14 protein-coding genes are annotated in these 15,407 nt (G+C 70.4%); 1 reads left to right on the top strand and 13 read right to left on the bottom strand.

All coding sequences use genetic code 11. The annotated features are described in order from the left end of the window. Nucleotides 1-238: 238 nt before the first annotated feature. The 12 genes from coaBC to pyrR form a co-directional block, all read right to left on the bottom strand. Nucleotides 239-1,459 carry a bifunctional phosphopantothenoylcysteine decarboxylase/phosphopantothenate--cysteine ligase CoaBC gene (coaBC, locus tag B072_RS0135960; RefSeq protein ID WP_018534831.1) on the bottom strand — a complete coding sequence of 407 codons (1,221 nt, stop codon included), beginning with the start codon at nucleotides 1,457-1,459 and terminating at the stop codon, nucleotides 239-241. Between the two features lie 107 nt (nucleotides 1,460-1,566). Beyond that, nucleotides 1,567-1,839, bottom strand: a complete 273-nt coding sequence (gene rpoZ, locus B072_RS0135965) for a DNA-directed RNA polymerase subunit omega (RefSeq protein ID WP_005319902.1) — start codon at nucleotides 1,837-1,839, stop codon at nucleotides 1,567-1,569. Nucleotides 1,840-1,889: 50 nt separating this feature from the next. After that, nucleotides 1,890-2,447, bottom strand: a complete 558-nt coding sequence (gene gmk / locus B072_RS0135970; RefSeq protein ID WP_078506699.1) for a guanylate kinase — start codon at nucleotides 2,445-2,447, stop codon at nucleotides 1,890-1,892. A gap of 62 nt (nucleotides 2,448-2,509) precedes the next feature. Continuing rightward, nucleotides 2,510-2,833 carry an integration host factor gene (locus tag B072_RS0135975; RefSeq protein ID WP_026246651.1) on the bottom strand — a complete coding sequence of 108 codons (324 nt, stop codon included), beginning with the start codon at nucleotides 2,831-2,833 and terminating at the stop codon, nucleotides 2,510-2,512. 276 nt (nucleotides 2,834-3,109) lie between these two features. Then, nucleotides 3,110-3,958, bottom strand: a complete 849-nt coding sequence (gene pyrF / locus B072_RS0135980; protein ID WP_018534835.1) for an orotidine-5'-phosphate decarboxylase — start codon at nucleotides 3,956-3,958, stop codon at nucleotides 3,110-3,112. Then, a complete protein-coding gene (locus B072_RS0135985; protein WP_018534836.1) occupies nucleotides 3,955-5,061 on the bottom strand; it encodes a quinone-dependent dihydroorotate dehydrogenase in 1,107 nt (368 codons plus the stop codon). The genes pyrF and B072_RS0135985 overlap by 4 nt, the downstream gene beginning before the upstream one ends. 82 nt (nucleotides 5,062-5,143) lie before the next feature. Next, nucleotides 5,144-8,452, bottom strand: a complete 3,309-nt coding sequence (gene carB / locus B072_RS0135990; protein WP_018534837.1) for a carbamoyl-phosphate synthase large subunit — start codon at nucleotides 8,450-8,452, stop codon at nucleotides 5,144-5,146. Then, entirely contained in the window at nucleotides 8,445-9,584 is a 1,140-nt protein-coding gene (gene carA, locus B072_RS0135995) for a glutamine-hydrolyzing carbamoyl-phosphate synthase small subunit (RefSeq protein ID WP_018534838.1), read from the bottom strand. Before carA ends, carB begins: the two co-directional genes overlap by 8 nt. Then, a complete protein-coding gene (locus B072_RS0136000) occupies nucleotides 9,581-10,153 on the bottom strand; it encodes a hypothetical protein (protein WP_018534839.1) in 573 nt (190 codons plus the stop codon). The genes carA and B072_RS0136000 overlap by 4 nt, the downstream gene beginning before the upstream one ends. Beyond that, nucleotides 10,150-11,436, bottom strand: a complete 1,287-nt coding sequence (locus B072_RS0136005) for a dihydroorotase (protein WP_018534840.1) — start codon at nucleotides 11,434-11,436, stop codon at nucleotides 10,150-10,152. The genes B072_RS0136000 and B072_RS0136005 overlap by 4 nt, the downstream gene beginning before the upstream one ends. Before the next feature lie 4 nt (nucleotides 11,437-11,440). After that, nucleotides 11,441-12,418, bottom strand: coding sequence for an aspartate carbamoyltransferase catalytic subunit (locus B072_RS0136010; protein ID WP_018534841.1), 978 nt, complete (start codon nucleotides 12,416-12,418; stop codon nucleotides 11,441-11,443). Between the two features lie 102 nt (nucleotides 12,419-12,520). Beyond that, nucleotides 12,521-13,093, bottom strand: coding sequence for a bifunctional pyr operon transcriptional regulator/uracil phosphoribosyltransferase PyrR (gene pyrR / locus B072_RS0136015; protein WP_018534842.1), 573 nt, complete (start codon nucleotides 13,091-13,093; stop codon nucleotides 12,521-12,523). A 243-nt stretch (nucleotides 13,094-13,336) separates the two neighbouring features. Between pyrR and bldD the strand changes: the two genes are divergently transcribed. Continuing rightward, nucleotides 13,337-13,837 (top strand): transcriptional regulator BldD, encoded by a 501-nt coding sequence (gene bldD, locus B072_RS0136020; RefSeq protein ID WP_018534843.1) that lies wholly within the window; start codon nucleotides 13,337-13,339, stop codon nucleotides 13,835-13,837. An 83-nt stretch (nucleotides 13,838-13,920) separates the two neighbouring features. Here the strand turns inward: bldD and B072_RS0136025 are convergent, their stop codons facing one another. After that, nucleotides 13,921-15,399 carry a pyridoxal phosphate-dependent decarboxylase family protein gene (locus B072_RS0136025; protein WP_018534844.1) on the bottom strand — a complete coding sequence of 493 codons (1,479 nt, stop codon included), beginning with the start codon at nucleotides 15,397-15,399 and terminating at the stop codon, nucleotides 13,921-13,923. Nucleotides 15,400-15,407 lie beyond the last annotated feature (8 nt).

Genomic DNA, 15,407 nt, shown 5'->3' on the forward strand with positions numbered 1-15,407 from the left:
CGGGGGCTGCGCCCGACACGTCCGGGAACAGTTTATCGGTCGTGCTCGGCCGCCGGACCACGCGTCTCGCCCACTGGGAGCGCTGTGACCTGCGACACCGCATTCTCCGATACGACGATCGGTCTTCGGAAGGGTACCGGGTGCCCGAATTTCCCTTGTTTCCTGGGGTTCGGGAGGGCCAAAGGGGCGAATGTGGAATTTCACTCCCTGTGAGGCGATGCCCACACGGACCCGGATCTCACGGCGCGTTCGACGGCGCCAGACGCGGGACGACCTCGTCCCAGATCCGGTCGGCGAGGGCTTCCTTCGGGCCGTGCGGGACGGGGGTCTCGCCGCCGTCGGCGCCGAGGATGACGGCCTCGTTCTCCTCCGCGCCGAACGTCTTGCGCTCCCCCACCTCGTTGACGACGAGCAGGTCGCAGCCCTTGCGGGCGAGCTTGGCGCGGCCGTTGGCGAGGACGTCGTCGGTCTCGGCGGCGAAGCCGACGACCACCTGGCCGGGGCGCGGCCGGTCGGCGGAGATCTCGGCGAGGATGTCCGGATTGCGGACGAGGGCGACGGGCGCGGGCTCCTCGCCGTCCTTCTTCTTGATCTTGCCGGTGGCGTACGTCTCCGGCCGGAAGTCGGCGACGGCGGCCGCCATGACGACCGCGTCGGCGTCGGCGGCCGCCTTCAGGACCGCCTCGCGCAGCTGCACGGCGGTCCCCACGTGGACGACGTCGACGCCCGCCGGGTCCGGCAGGGCCGCGTTCGCGGACAGCAGCGTGACGCGGGCGCCGCGGGCCGCCGCGGTGCGGGCCAGTGCGTAGCCCTGCTTGCCGGAGGAGCGGTTGCCGAGGAAGCGGACCGGGTCGAGGGGTTCGCGGGTGCCGCCGGCGCTGACGACGACGTGACGTCCGGAGAGATCCGGGGCCTCGGCGCCGCGCGCCAGGACCCGACGTACGTACTCGAAGATCTCCACCGGGTCGGGGAAGCGGCCCTTGCCCGTGTCCACGCCGGTCAGGCGGCCGACCGCGGGCTCGATGACGAGGGCGCCGCGGCGGCGCAGCGTGGCGACGTTCTCCTGGGTCGCGGGGTGCTCCCACATCTCGGTGTGCATGGCGGGCGCGAAGATCACCGGACAGCGGGCGGTGAGCAGGGTGTTCGTGAGGAGGTCGTCGGCGAGGCCGTGGGCGGCCTTCGCCAGCATGTCGGCGGTGGCCGGGGCGACGACCACGACATCGGCGTGCTGGCCGATGCGCACGTGCGGCACCTCGTGGACGGAGTCCCAGACCTCGGTGGAGACCGGGTTGCCGGAGAGTGCCGACCAGGTCGCGGCGCCGACGAAGTGCAGCGCCGAGTCGGTGGGGACGACGCGCACGTCGTGACCGGACTCCGTCAGGCGCCGCAGCAGTTCACACGCCTTGTAGGCGGCGATCCCACCGCTGACCCCCAGCACGACCTTGGGCTTCGACGACACCGGCTCTCCCCTGACTTCGAAAAACGTACGACTCCATGACACACCACAGGCCCGGCAGTCGCGCTGCCGGGCCTGGAGTGACGTGAAAACTGTCGATACAACGCGTGTTACTGCGCCGGGCCCTCGATGGCCTCGGACGTCAGCAGACCCGCGTTGATCTCACGCAGGGCGATCGAGAGCGGCTTCTCGTGGACGTGGGTGTCCACCAGCGGGCCGACGTACTCGAGCAGGCCCTCACCGAGCTGCGAGTAGTACGCGTTGATCTGACGCGCGCGCTTGGCGGCGTAGATGACCAGGCTGTACTTCGAGTCGGTTGCTTCGAGCAGCTCATCAATCGGCGGGTTGATGATGCCCTCGGGCGCGGTGATGGAAGAGGACACTCTCTGCCTTCCGATGGGGGCCGGGACCGAACGTCCCGACAAGGTAAAGATCAAAGAACTTTCATCAAGGCTAGCAGCTCGCGTGCTACGTCCTCGACGGAGGTATTGACAAGGGTCGTGTCGAACTCGGCCTCGGCGGCCAGCTCCACCTTCGCGGCGTCGAGCCGGCGCTCGATGACCTCCGGCGCCTCGGTGCCGCGCCCGGTGAGCCGGCGGACCAGCTCGTCCCAGCTCGGCGGAGCGAGGAAGACGAGCTGCGCCTCGGGCATCGACTCCCTGACCAGGCGAGCACCCTGAAGGTCGATCTCGAGCAGCACCGGCTCGCCCGCCTCCAGGCGGTCGAGGACGGCGCGCCGCGGGGTGCCGTAGCGGTTCCCCGCGAACTCGGCCCACTCGAGGAGCTCGCCGTTGGCGATCAGCTTGTCCATCTCCTCGTCGGTGACGAAGAAGTACTGGACACCGTGCTTCTCGCCGGGGCGCGGCTTGCGGGTCGTCGCCGACACCGAGAGCCAGACCTCGGGGTGTTCCTTGCGCATATGAGCGACGACCGTGCTCTTGCCGACTCCAGAGGGGCCGGAGAGCACGGTCAGCCGCGGACGTTCACTCATGCAGCGATTATTCCAGTTGTTCCGGAGTGCCCGGGACCAGCCTGGCGGGCCGGTCTCGAGACTCAGGCGCCGGTGCTGCCGAACTCGCGCTCCAGGGAGGCGATCTGGTTGGAACCGAGACCGCGCACCCGGCGGGATTCGGAGATCCCGAGACGCTCCATGATCTGCTTGGCGCGGACCTTGCCCACGCCCGGCAGGGACTCGAGCAGGGCGGAGACCTTCATCTTTCCGATGACGTCGTTCTCCTGGCCCTGCTTGATGACCTCGTGAAGGGAGGCGCCGGAGTGCTTGAGTCGATTCTTGACCTCGGCCCGCTCCCGGCGAGCCGCGGCGGCCTTTTCGAGCGCGGCTGCGCGCTGTTCAGGGGTAAGGGGCGGAAGAGCCACGCCTACGTCACCTCGGATGTCGAACTGTCGGATACGGACCGGTGAGGAACCTAGTCGCCCCACACCAGGGGAGCAACGAGCAACGCGCTTGCCTGCGTTCGCCCATTCGCTCTCGACGGAGACTAGCGGCCAAGGCCGTCCGAGTCAGCGAGAACTGAGGAAAAGTCCTGGTCAGCCTTGCCCGAGCCGCGCATTTCCGGCAAAACGACCGCCAAATCGGTCAGGATTCGGACGCGCGGCCCAAGGTCGGCACGGAGTGCCACCCCCGGGCGCACGTCACTTCGCCCCCTCGACCGCCTCGCGCACCTCGTCGGCGAACCGCACGGCGGTGTCGCGCAGCGCCGTGACGGAGGGCCCCGCTTTCAGGACACCCCGGCTCACGTTCGGTACGACGTTGCGCACGGCCGGGCCGAAGACGGCCGGCAGATCGGCCGCCGTGGCACCCTGCGCACCGATGCCGGGCGCGAGGAGCGGGCCGTTGATGTCCAGTGCGTACGAGGACAGGTCGCCCAGGGTCGCCCCGACGACCGCGCCGAAGGAGCCCATGGGTGTCTCCCCCGCGTTCTCGGCGGCGAGGTGCGCCAGCATCGTGGCACCCACGTTCTTCCCGTCGGCGCGGACCGCGTGCTGCACCTCGCCGCCCTCGGGGTTGGAGGTGAGCGCGAGGACGAAGAGACCCGCGCCGGACTCGCGCGCCAGGTCGACGGCCGGCTTCAGCGATCCGTAGCCCAGGTACGGGGAGACCGTCAGGGCGTCCACGAACAGCGGGGAGTCCTTGCGCAGGAAGGTCTCCGCGTACGCGGCCATGGTGGAGCCGATGTCGCCGCGCTTGGCGTCCATGACGACGAGCGTGCCCGCGGCGCGCAGGTCGGCCACGGCCTGCTCCAGGACGGCGATGCCGCGCGAGCCGAACCGCTCGAAGAAGGCGATCTGCGGCTTCACCACGGCGACGCTGTCGGCCAGCGCCTCGACGGTCGTGCGCGTGAAGGACTCCAGGCCCGCGATGTCGTCGCTCAGGCCCCAGGAGGCCAGCAGGGCGGCGTGCGGGTCGATGCCGACGCAGAGCGGGCCGCGCTCGTCCATGACGCGGCGCAGGCGGGCGCCGAAGGGTTCCAGCGGGCTCATGCGGAGGTGTTCTCCTTCACATCGGCGCCGATCGCGTCGGCGAGGGTGGCGTACGGGCTCGTACGGAGGCGGGCGGCGAGGCCCTTGTGGACGGCGCGGGCGTAGAACGGGCCCTCGTAGATGAAGGCGCTGTAGCCCTGCACGAGCGTGGCGCCCGCGAGGATGCGCTGCCAGGCGTCCTCGGCGTTCTCCACGCCGCCGACGCCCACGAGGGTGATCTTGTCGCCCACGCGCGCGTAGAGGCGCCTGAGGACCTCCAGGGAGCGTTCCTTGAGGGGCGCGCCGGACAGGCCGCCGGTCTCGTTCACGACCTCGCCCTCGGTGGCGAGGCCCTCGCGCTTGATGGTGGTGTTCGTGGCGATGATGCCGTCGAGACCGAGTTCGACGGCCAGGTCGGCGACGGCGTCGATGTCCTCGTCGGCGAGGTCGGGCGCGATCTTCACGAGGAGCGGGACGCGGCGCGAGCGCACGGTGCGGTCGGCGGCCTCGCGCACGGCGGTCAGCAGCGGGCGCAGCGCCTGCGTGGCCTGGAGGTTGCGCAGACCCGGCGTGTTCGGCGAGGAGACGTTGACCACGAGGTAGTCGGCGAAGGCGGCGAGGCGCTCGGTCGACTTCACGTAGTCGCCGACGGCTTCGGCCTCGGGGACGACCTTGGTCTTGCCGATGTTCACGCCGACGGTGGTCTTGAACACCGGGTTGCGGGACGCCAGGCGCGCGGCGACGGCCAGCGAGCCCTCGTTGTTGAAGCCCATGCGGTTGATGAGCGCGCGGTCGGCGACGAGCCGGAACAGGCGCTTCTTGGGGTTGCCGGGCTGCGGCTCGCCGGTGACGGTGCCGATCTCGACGTGGTCGAAGCCGAGCATCGCCATGCCGTCGATCGCGACGGCGTTCTTGTCGAAGCCCGCGGCGAGGCCGAAGGGGCCGTGCATCCGAAGGCCGAGGGCTTCGGTGCGCAGCTCTTTGTAGCGCGGCGCCAGGGCGGCCGCCACGAAGGTGCGCAGGACGGGGGTGCGGGCCGCGCCGCGGATCCACCGGAAGGCCAGGTAGTGGGCCTTCTCGGGGTCCATGTGCTTGAAGACGAGGTTGAAGAACAGCTTGTACATGGCTCAGGTCCTAGAAGTGCGCAGGAGGTGGGGGCTCATGAAGAGGGGGACACCGTTTCTCCGGTGTCCCCCTCTTGGGCTGCTAGTCGCGGGCCGCGGTCAGGTGTTCCGCGTGTTCCTGCAGTGAACGGACGCCCACGTCACCGTGGTTGAGGGCGTCGATGCCCTGGACGGCGGCCGCGAGGGCCTGGACCGTCGTCAGGCACGGCACGGAGCGGGCCACGGCCGCCGTGCGGATCTCGTAGCCGTCGAGGCGGCCGCCGGTGCCGTACGGGGTGTTGACGATCAGGTCGACGTCGCCGTCGTGGATGAGCTGGACGATCGTCTTCTCGCCGTTCGGGCCCTCGCCCTCGGACTGCTTGCGCACGACGGTGGCGTTGATGCCGTTGCGCTTGAGGACCTCGGCCGTGCCGGAGGTGGCCATCAGCTCGAAGCCGTGGGCGACCAGCTCGCGCGCCGGGAAGATCATCGAGCGCTTGTCGCGGTTGGCGACCGAGATGAACGCGCGGCCCTTCGTCGGCAGCGGGCCGTAGGCGCCGGCCTGCGACTTGGCGTACGCCGTGCCGAAGACGGAGTCGATGCCCATGACCTCGCCGGTGGAGCGCATCTCCGGGCCGAGGACCGTGTCGACGCCGCGGCCGTGGATGTCGCGGAAGCGCGACCACGGCATGACGGCCTCCTTGACGGAGATCGGCGCGTCGAGCGGCAGGGTGCCGCCGTCGCCGGTCTTCGGGAGCAGGCCCTCGGCGCGCAGCTCGGCAACGGTGGCGCCCAGCGAGATGCGGGCGGCGGCCTTCGCGAGCGGCACCGCGGTCGCCTTCGAGGTGAAGGGGACGGTGCGCGAGGCGCGCGGGTTGGCCTCCAGGACGTAGAGGATGTCCCCGGCCATGGCGAACTGGATGTTGATCAGGCCGCGCACACCGACGCCCTTGGCGATGGCCTCGGTCGAGACGCGCAGGCGCTTGATGTCGTAGCCGCCGAGCGTGATCGGGGGCAGGGCGCACGCCGAGTCGCCGGAGTGGATGCCGGCCTCCTCGATGTGCTCCATGACGCCGCCGAGGTAGAGCTCCTCGCCGTCGTACAGGGCGTCCACGTCGATCTCGATCGCGTCGTCCAGGAAGCGGTCCACCAGGACCGGCCGGGACGGGCTGATCTCGGTCGACTCCTCGATGTACGAGGACAGGCGGGTCTCGTCGTAGACGATCTCCATGCCGCGGCCGCCGAGCACGTAGGACGGGCGGACGAGGACCGGGTAGCCGATCTCGTCGGCGATCGCCTTCGCCTCCGCGAACGTGGTGGCGGTGCCGTGCTTCGGGGCCGGGAGACCGGCCTCGGCGAGCACACGGCCGAAGGCGCCGCGGTCCTCGGCGGCGTGGATCGCCTCCGGGGAGGTGCCGACGACGGGCACGCCGTTGTCCTTGAGCGCCTGGGCGAGGCCCAGCGGGGTCTGGCCGCCGAGCTGGACGACGACGCCCGCGATCGGGCCGGCCAGCGACTCGGCGTGCACGATCTCCAGCACGTCTTCCAGCGTCAGCGGCTCGAAGTACAGGCGGTCGGACGTGTCGTAGTCCGTGGAGACGGTCTCCGGGTTGCAGTTGACCATCACGGTCTCGTAGCCCGCGTCGCTGAGCGCGAAGGAGGCATGGACGCAGGAGTAGTCGAACTCGATGCCCTGGCCGATGCGGTTCGGGCCCGAGCCCAGGATGATCACGGCGGGCTTGGTGCGCTGCGCGACCTCGGACTCCTCGTCGTACGAGGAGTAGAAGTACGGCGTCTTGGCGGCGAACTCGGCGGCGCAGGTGTCGACCGTCTTGTAGACCGGGCGGACGCCGAGCGCGTGCCGGACCTCGCGGACGACGTCCTCGCGCAGGCCGCGGATCTCCGCGATCTGGTGGTCGGAGAAGCCGTGCCGCTTGGCCTCGGCGAGCAGGTCGGCGTCGAGGCGCTCGGCGGCGGCCAGCTCGTCCGCGACCTCCTTGATCAGGAACAGCTGGTCCACGAACCACGGGTCGATCTTCGTGTAGTCGAAGATCTCCTGCGGGGTGGCGCCGGCGCGGATCGCCTCCATGACGGTGTTGATCCGGCCGTCGGTCGGGCGCACGGCCTCTTCGAGGAGGGCGGTCTTGTCACCGGTCTCGCCGACGAAGGTGAACTGCGAGCCCTTCTTCTCCAGGGAGCGCAGCGCCTTCTGGAAGGCCTCCGTGAAGTTGCGGCCGATGGCCATGGCCTCGCCGACCGACTTCATGGTCGTGGTGAGGGTGGAGTCGGCCTGCGGGAACTTCTCGAAGGCGAAGCGCGGGGCCTTCACGACCACGTAGTCGAGCGTCGGCTCGAAGGAGGCCGGCGTCTTCTCGGTGATGTCGTTCGGGATCTCGTCGAGCGTGTAGCCGACGGCCAGCTTGGCGGCGATCTTCGCGATCGGGAAGCCCGTGGCCTTGGAGGCGAGGGCCGAGGAGCGGGAGACGCGCGGGTTCATCTCGATGACGATGATGCGGCCGTCGTCGGGGTTCACCGCGAACTGGATGTTGCAGCCGCCGGTGTCGACGCCGACCTCGCGGATGATCGCGATGCCGATGTCGCGAAGGCGCTGGTACTCGCGGTCGGTGAGCGTCATCGACGGGGCGACGGTGATCGAGTCACCGGTGTGCACGCCCATCGGGTCGAAGTTCTCGATGGAGCAGACGACCACGACGTTGTCGTTCTTGTCGCGCATCAGCTCCAGCTCGTACTCCTTCCAGCCGAGGATGGACTCCTCCAGGAGCACCTCGGTGGTCGGGGAGAGCGTGAGGCCCTGGCCTGCGATGCGGCGCAGCTCCTCCTCGTCGTGGGCGAAGCCGGAACCGGCGCCGCCCATGGTGAAGGAGGGGCGGACGACGACGGGGTAGCCGCCGAGGGTGTCGACGCCCTTGAGGACGTCGTCCATGGAGTGGCAGATGACGGAGCGGGCGGACTCGCCGTGCCCGATCTTCTTGCGGACCTCTTCCACGACGCCCTTGAAGAGGTCGCGGTCCTCGCCCTTGTTGATCGCCTCGACGTTGGCGCCGATGAGCTCGACGCCGTACTTCTCCAGCACACCCTGCTCGTGCATGGAGATCGCGGTGTTGAGCGCGGTCTGGCCACCGAGGGTCGGCAGGAGCGCGTCGGGGCGCTCCTTCGCGATGATCTTCTCGACGAACTCGGGGGTGATCGGCTCGACGTACGTGGCGTCGGCGATCTCCGGGTCGGTCATGATCGTCGCCGGGTTGGAGTTGACGAGGATGACCCGCAGGCCCTCGGCGCGCAGGATGCGGCACGCCTGGGTGCCGGAGTAGTCGAACTCGGCGGCCTGGCCGATGACGATCGGGCCGGAGCCGATGACCAGGACGGACTGGATATCGGAGCGCTTAGGCACGCTGGCCCTCCATGAGAGAAACGAAGCGGTCGAACAGGTAGGCGGCGTCGTGGGGACCGGCCGCCGCCTCCGGGTGGTACTGGACGGAGAAGCCCGGCTGGTCGAGCAGCTGGAGCCCCTCCACGACGTTGTCGTTGAGGCAGACGTGCGAGACCTCGGCGCGGCCGAACTTGGTGTCGCTCACCTTGTCGAGCGGGGCGTCGACGGCGAAGCCGTGGTTGTGCGCGGTGACCTCGACCTTGCCGGTGGTGCGGTCCTGCACCGGCTGGTTGATGCCGCGGTGGCCGTACTTCAGCTTGTACGTGCCGAAGCCGAGGGCGCGGCCGAGGATCTGGTTGCCGAAGCAGATGCCGAACAGCGGCGTCCTGCGCTCCAGGACGGCGGTCATCAGCGCGACCGGGCCCTCGGCGGTGGCCGGGTCGCCCGGGCCGTTGGAGAAGAACACGCCGTCGGGGTTGACGGCGTAGACGTCGTCCGCGGTGGCGGTCGCCGGCAGGACGTGCACCTCGATGCCGCGCTCCGCCATGCGGTGCGGCGTCATGCCCTTGATGCCCAGGTCGATGGCGGCGACGGTGAACTTCTTCGTGCCGATGGCCTCGACGACGTAGGCCTCCTTGGTGGCGACCTCCTCGTACAGGCTGAGGCCCTTCATGGCGGGCTGCGCCTGGACCTTCGCGACGAGCTCGGCGTCGCCCGCGAGCGTCTCGCCGGAGAAGATGCCGGAGCGCATGGAGCCGCGCTCGCGCAGGTGGCGGGTGAGGGCGCGGGTGTCGATGCCGGAGATGCCGACGATGTTCTGCGCGACCAGCTCGTCGTCGAGCGAACGCTTGGCGCGCCAGTTCGACGGGATGCGGGCGGGGTCGCGGACCACGTAGCCGGAGACCCAGATGCGGCTCGACTCGTCGTCCTCGTCGTTCCAGCCCGTGTTGCCGATCTGCGGGGCGGTGGCGACCACGATCTGGCGGTCGTACGACGGGTCGGTGAGGGTCTCCTGGTAGCCGGTCATGCCGGTGGAGAACACTGCCTCGCCGAAGGTCTCCCCCACGGCCCCGTAGGCGCGGCCGCGGAACACGCGGCCGTCCTCCAGGACGAGAACGGCAGGAACCTTGGTTCCCCTGGTGGAGGTGGTCATCGTGCGGCGCCTTCCGTCGTGTTCTTCATGTCGATCATGTGGTTGAGGGTGGTGACCCACTCGGCCTGCTCGGCGGCGTGGTCGGAGCGGAACCCGGAGTCGATCAGCTTGTCGCCGAGGCTCCAGGTGACGATCAGCAGACCGCCCTCCGTGAGGACCTTTCCGGCGATGCCCTTGTCGAGCCGGGCCTCGCGCAGCGCCTCCGTGGGCACGAAGAAGTCGTTCGCTCCGGGGCGGACGACGTCCAGTCCCTCGTCGGTCAGGGTCAGCTCGACGCGGCTGCGGGTGCCCAGGCCGTGCGCCACGATGCGGTCGAGCCACTGCCCTGCCGTGGTGGAGCCGTGGTACCGGCCGCTCAGCTCCAGTTTCGCCGGGCCCCGCTCGCTCGGCGCGCTGGGCAGCTCCGGCACGTCGCCCTGCAGCGTGCCGCGCCACTTCCAGCCCTGGCGCATGAGCCAGTAGACGAGCGTGATGAAGAGCAGCAGTCCGACGATCCAGCCGATCCGGTCGGGCCAGTCGGTCACGTCCGCCGACTTCTGTTCGGCGGCCAGTTGCAGCAGAGGTGTCACGCGAGCTTCCCGTCGGCGAGGGTGGCCTTGCCCCGCAGCCAGGTGTGGGTGACGCGCCCCGGCAGCTCACGACCCTCGTACGGGGTGTTGCGGCTGCGGGAGGCGAAGCCCGCGGGGTCAACGTCTCCACGGTAGTCGGCGTCGACCAGGACGAGGTTCGCGGGCTCACCAGCCGAGACGGGGCGTCCATGACCGGCGGCCCGGCCGATCTCGGCGGGCTTGTGGGACATCCGGTCGGCGACGCCGGCCCAGTCGAGCAGGCCCGTCTCGACCATCGTCTGCTGGACGACGCTCAGCGCGGTCTCCAGGCCCACCATGCCCATGGCGGCCGCGGCCCACTCGCAGTCCTTGTCCTCGTGCGGGTGCGGGGCGTGGTCCGTGGCGACGATGTCGATGGTGCCGTCGGCGAGCGCCTCGCGCAGCGCCATGACGTCCTTCTCGGTGCGCAGCGGCGGGTTCACCTTGTAGACCGGGTTGTACGAGCGCACCAGTTCGTCGGTGAGGAGCAGGTGGTGCGGGGTGACCTCGGCGGTGACGTCGATGCCGCGGGACTTGGCCCAGCGCACGATCTCGACGGAACCTGCGGTCGACAGGTGGCAGATGTGGACGCGGGAGCCGACGTGCTCGGCCAGCAGCACGTCGCGGGCGATGATCGACTCCTCGGCGACGGCGGGCCAGCCGCCGAGGCCGAGCTCGGCGGAGACGGTGCCCTCGTTCATCTGGGCGCCCTCGGTGAGGCGGGGCTCCTGCGCGTGCTGGGCGACGACGCCGCCGAAGGCCTTCACGTACTCCAGGGCGCGGCGCATGATCACGGCGTCGTGGACGCACTTGCCGTCGTCGGAGAAGACGGTGACACCGGCGGCGGACTCGTGCATGGCGCCGAGCTCGGCGAGCTTGCTGCCCTCCAGGCCGACGGTGACGGCGCCGATGGGCTGCACGTCGCAGTAGCCGTGCTCCTGGCCGAGCCGGTAGACCTGCTCGACGACCCCGGCGGTGTCGGCGACGGGGAAGGTGTTGGCCATGGCGAACACGGCCGTGAAGCCACCGGAGGCGGCGGCCCGCGTGCCGGTGAGGACGGTCTCGGAGTCCTCGCGGCCCGGCTCGCGCAGGTGGGTGTGGAGGTCCACGAGGCCCGGCAGGAGGACCTTGCCGTCGGCCTCGACGACCTCGGCGCCCTCGGCGCTGAGACCGGTGCCGACCTCGGCGATGGTCTCGCCGTCGATCAGGACGTCCTGCGGCTCGCCGCCGAGCACCTTCGCACCACGGATCAGGATCTTGCTCATGTTCTTAGTTCCCCTCGGTACGGGTGTGGGTGACGGCGGGCTCGTTGCCGCCCAGAAGCAGATAGAGGACGGCCATGCGGGTGTGGACACCGTTGGCGACCTGCTCGACGACCGTGCAGCGGTCGGAGTCGGCGACCTCGGCGGTGATCTCCATGCCGCGGACCATCGGTCCGGGGTGCATCACGATGGCGTGCTCGGGCATCTTCGCCATGCGCTCGCCGTCGAGGCCGTAGCGGCGCGAGTACTCGCGCTCGGTCGGGAAGAAGGCCGCGTTCATGCGCTCCCGCTGCACCCGCAGCATCATCACGGCGTCGGACTTGGGCAGCGTCGAGTCGAGGTCGTACGAGACCTCGCAGGGCCAGGTCTCGACGCCGACCGGCAGCAGGGTGGGCGGCGCGACGAGGGTGACCTCGGCGCCGAGGGTGTGCAGCAGGTCGACGTTCGAGCGGGCGACGCGGCTGTGCAGGACGTCGCCGACGAGCGTGACGCGCTTGCCGTCGAGGCCCTTGCCGAGCCCGGCGTCGGGGCCGACCAGGCGGCGGCGCATGGTGAAGGCGTCGAGCAGCGCCTGCGTGGGGTGCTGGTGGGTGCCGTCGCCTGCGTTGATGACGGGCGCGTCGATCCAACCGGAGGTCGCGAGGCGGTACGGGGCGCCGGACGCGCTGTGCCGGATGACGACGGCGTCGACGCCCATCGCCTCCAGCGTCTGCGCGGTGTCCTTCAGGGACTCGCCCTTGGAGACGCTGGAGCCCTTGGCGGCGAAGTTGATGACGTCGGCGGACAGGCGCTTCTCGGCGGCCTCGAAGGAGATCCGGGTCCGGGTCGAGTCCTCGAAGAAGAGGTTGCAGATGGTCCGGCCGCGCAGCGCGGGCAGCTTCTTGATGGGCCGGTCGGCGACGCGGGCCATCTCCTCGGCGGTGTCGAGGACGAGAACGGCGTCGTCGCGGGAGAGGTCGGCGGCCGAGATGAGGTGTCGCATCATCGGGGGTGCTCCGTAAGGAAGTTCAGGACGTTTCGGGGCATACGGGCGCGCGCGGGCGCACCTGTCTCGCCGTACGTGGCACACGTACGGCAGGAGAGGTGGCTACTGCTCGGCCGCCTTGGTGTCCGGCTTGGCACCGAGCAGCACGGCGTCGCGGCCGTCCTCCTCGGCGAGCTGGACCTTGACCGTCTCCCGCAGCGACGTGGGGAGGTTCTTGCCGACGTAGTCGGCGCGGATCGGGAGTTCGCGGTGGCCGCGGTCGACGAGGACCGCGAGCTGCACGGCGCGCGGGCGCCCGATGTCGTTCAGGGCGTCGAGGGCGGCGCGGATGGTGCGGCCGGAGAAGAGGACGTCGTCGACGAGGACGACGAGACGGCCGTCGATGCCTTCGCCCGGGATGTCGGTGCGGGCCAACGCGCGCGGCGGGTGCATGCGCAGGTCGTCGCGGTACATCGTGATGTCGAGCGAGCCGACGGGGACGGTGCGGCCGGTGACCTCGGCGAGCTTGTCGGCCAGTCGGCGGGCGAGGAAGACGCCCCGCGTGGGAATGCCCAGGAGAACCACGTCCTCGGCGCCCTTCGCGCGCTCGACGATCTCGTGGGCGATACGGGTCAGTACCCGCGCGATGTCAGGGCCTTCGAGAACGGACCGGGCATCGGAATTCTGCGTGTCCATAAGAAACGGACCCCCTTCTCCGCCTCACGGGACGGACCTTAAAGGACGTCGGATTTGCGCCACCCAGCCTACCAGCCCCTCAACATCGCTGATCACCCGCCTTGAGGTGCGAGGACGGCGGTTCTGGGAGAAGGTCGGTACGGACCATTCGGCTTGACGCGGCCAAGTAACGCTGCGTAACCTCACAGTGAGTTACCAGCCACGCGGCGCAGCCGCTAAGTGATGCAGTGTCCGGGGAGCTATATGTCCAGCGAATACGCCAAGCAGCTCGGGGCGAAGCTCCGCGCGATCCGTACCCAGCAGGGCCTTTCCCTCCACGGTGTCGAGGAGAAGTCCCAGGGCCGCTGGAAGGCGGTCGTGGTCGGGTCGTACGAGCGCGGCGACCGTGCCGTGACCGTGCAGCGCCTCGCCGAGCTGGCGGACTTCTACGGCGTGCCGGTGCAGGAGCTGCTGCCGGGGACCACCCCGGGCGGCGCCGCCGAGCCGCCGCCGAAGCTGGTGCTGGACCTGGAGCGCCTGGCCCACGTGCCGCCGGAGAAGGCAGGCCCCCTGCAGCGCTACGCGGCGACGATCCAGTCGCAGCGCGGTGACTACAACGGCAAGGTGCTCTCGATCCGCCAGGACGACCTGCGTACCCTCGCGGTCATCTACGATCAGTCGCCCTCGGTCCTGACCGAGCAGCTGATCAGCTGGGGCGTCCTCGACGCGGACGCGCGGCGTGCGGTGGCGCACGACGAGGCCTGATCCGGAGCACGACAGCAGGCCGGAACAGCAGAAACGTCACATCCCGAGGGGCGGAGCCGCGAGGCTCCGCCCCTCGGGCGTTCTCAGCCGACCCCGATGCCGTCGGTGTCGCCGATGTCGCCGATGTCGCCGATGTCGTAGAGCCGCCCGATGACCTCGGGCAGCAGCCGCTCGCTCAGCTTCGGCGGCAGCGCCTGCAGGACCGCGAGCACGGGCGCCATCCGCTCCGGCAGCTTGCCGCCCTCCCCGACGCCCGCGAGGGCGAGCGCGATCTGGACCTCCTCCGGGCTCAGGGCGTCCGGATCGAGGGTCCCGGCCGCCTCGACGATCGCGGGGTCGATCCGCACGGGCCCGACCGCGCGCGCCCGGTCCACCGCCTTGGCCAGCTCGTCGAGCAGCAGCCGCACGGTCTCCTCCCCCGCGACCGCCGCGGTCACCGTCAGATGCAGATTGGACGGCGACGCCCCGAAGGCCGGCTGCGGCTGCAGATACCAGCCGCTCCCCCGCATCTCGTCGGCCACGACGAACACGTCGACGTCCGGGTCGTCGGAGGCGACCGCGATCAGGGACGCCTCGGGCCGGGCGAGCAGTCGCACTCCGTCGATCCCGTCGATCCCTTCGGTGAGTGCGCGGGTCGCCCGGTGTACGCGCGTCGACAGCGCGGTGTAACCATCGGTCCCCACGCGCTGGGTCACCGCCCAGGCCGCCGCGAGGGGTCCGGCCGACTTGGTGCCCTGGAGCGTGGAGTTGACGACGGGGTAGCCGGGCCAGGAGGCGTGCGCGAACCATCCGTGGCGGCGCAGTTCGGCGTCCTCGAAGAGCAGCAGTGAGGCGCCCTTCGCCGCGTACCCGTACTTGTGCAGGTCGACGGAGAGGGAGGTCACGCCGGGGACCGTGAGCCCGAAGTCGGGGATGTGCGGGGCGTCCTCGGCACGCTTGAGGTGCCCGAGGTACCAGCCGCCGATGCAGGCGTCGACATGGCAGAGCACGCCGCGCCGCGCCGCCTGCGCCGCCACTTCGGCGACCGGGTCGATGACACCGTGCGCGTACGAGGGCGCGGAGACGACGACCAGCGCGGTGCGGTCGGTGATCGCGGCGGCGACGTCGGCCGGGCGCACCTTGAAGGTGTCGGGGTCGACGGGCACGGTGACCACGGTGAGCCCGAACATCTCGGCGGCCTTGTGGAACGCGGCGTGCGCCGTGTCGGGCAGGACGATCTCGGGGTCCGTCACGCCGCGCACCCGGCGGGCGTGCTGACGTGCCGTCAGGACGGCCAGGAGGCAGCTCTCGGTGCCGCCGCTGGTGAAGGTGCCCGCTCCCCCGCCGAGCAGCTCGGTGGCCCTGCGCACCAGGTCGTTCTCCAGCTCGACGACGCTCGGGAAGGCCGTCATGTCGAGCCCGTTGACCCCGGCGAAGGCGGCCTGCGCGGCGTTCGCCAGCTCTTCGAGCCCGTCGAGCCCGGAGTCGTAGACGTACGCCATCGTGCGTCCGCCGCGGACGGGCAGATCGCCTGCGCGCAGCTCGGCGAGACGCTCCAGGATCGCGTCGTGGTCGGTGGTCATACGGACAC

Source organism: Streptomyces sp. HmicA12, assembly GCF_000373565.1.
Lineage (GTDB): Bacteria > Actinomycetota > Actinomycetes > Streptomycetales > Streptomycetaceae > Streptomyces.